Genomic DNA, 1,171 nt, shown 5'->3' on the forward strand with positions numbered 1-1,171 from the left:
CCCGGCCATGGCCGGGCGAACGGTGTTGCCCTGCGCGTCCAGCGGGACCACGGCGTTGGCCTGCGTGGAGACGCCGATGGCCTGCACGCCCTCCAGCAGGCCGCCGCCGGCGGCCTCCCCCAGGGAGAGCAGCCACACCTGCGGGTCGACGTCACTGGGCCGCGGGGCGCCGTCCGGCACGTCCAGCGGATGCGGGGCGTACCCCTGACGCAGCACGGCCCCCGTGTCCGTGTCGCAGACCACGATGCGAGTGAATGCGGGCGAACTGTCCAACCCGGCGACTATCCCCATGGCTCAAATTCTGCCGCAGAGCGCGGGCTGCTCCGGCCGGTACGCCTGTGCCCCCTGGAGCCGCGCTTCAGGGGGCACGCGCGTGGGGTGGCCGGTTCAGGGGTGGCTGGTGCCCCAGTCGTCCTCGGCCGGCCGGCCGTGGCCGTTGCGGCCGAGCCGGGAGCGGACCCGTTCGGTGAACGACTCGGGGACGTGATCGCCGACCTTCTCGCTCACCGTGTGCAGCGCCTTGCCCGCGTAGACCTTGCCCTGCTGGGCGGCGGTCTCGGCGGAGTTGCGCACGGCGGGGTTCTGCGCGATCCCGCGAGCGGCCTTCTTGATCTGCTCGTAGCGCTGCTGGCCGGCGCGTGCTCCGAGTACGTATCCGACGGCCAGTCCGGCGACGAACGTGAGCCGGTAGCGCATGTGGGCCACCCTTCCTTGCGTAGTCCCTGACGGGGGTCTGTGGTGCTGTGACGGCGCCGGAGGCGAACCGATTGGCGGAGCACCCCCCTGCTTGCGCTAATGTATGTGTCGCAGCGAGCGCCCGCCCCCTGGCGAATACCCAGGTGGATGCGTTCGATGCAGACGAAGCGATCCCCTGTAGCTCAATTGGCNNTCGAGTCCAGTCGGGGGAGCGCGTTGTACGACGGCATTGAACGAGGACCCTGCGGGGTCCTTTTTCATGTGCGGGCTCATGTCCGGGCGCTCCGGGACGGCTCGGCGGAGTCGTTCCAGGTCAGGGAAGCAGCGCGGAAGCCGACCATCCGAAGCAGGAGATCGTATGAGCGGCTATGCTGCGGCAGACGGCGCGCACAGTTGTACGCGACACGCCGCGAGGGGCGGTAGCTCAGCCGGTTAGAGCAGCGGACTCATAATCCGTCGGCCGTGGGTTCGAGTC

At 69.9% G+C, this 1,171-nt stretch carries 1 protein-coding gene and 1 pseudogene; both read right to left on the reverse strand.

The window, feature by feature from the left end:
• Positions 1-291: pseudogene (locus CCN33_RS17120) on the reverse strand (sugar kinase); the annotation flags it as partial.
• A 96-nt stretch (positions 292-387) separates the two neighbouring features.
• A complete protein-coding gene (locus tag CCN33_RS17125; RefSeq protein WP_086694466.1) occupies positions 388-696 on the reverse strand; it encodes a hypothetical protein in 309 nt (102 codons plus the stop codon).
• Positions 697-1,171 lie beyond the last annotated feature (475 nt).

This window comes from Streptomyces recifensis (assembly GCF_002154615.1).
Taxonomy (GTDB): Bacteria; Actinomycetota; Actinomycetes; order Streptomycetales; family Streptomycetaceae; genus Streptomyces; species Streptomyces griseoluteus.

Excerpts from the sequence above, each read along its gene's own strand:
- CCN33_RS17125 (WP_086694466.1), bottom strand. The coding sequence starts at position 696 with ATGCGCTACCGGCTCACGTTCGTCGCCGGACTGGCCGTCGGATACGTA.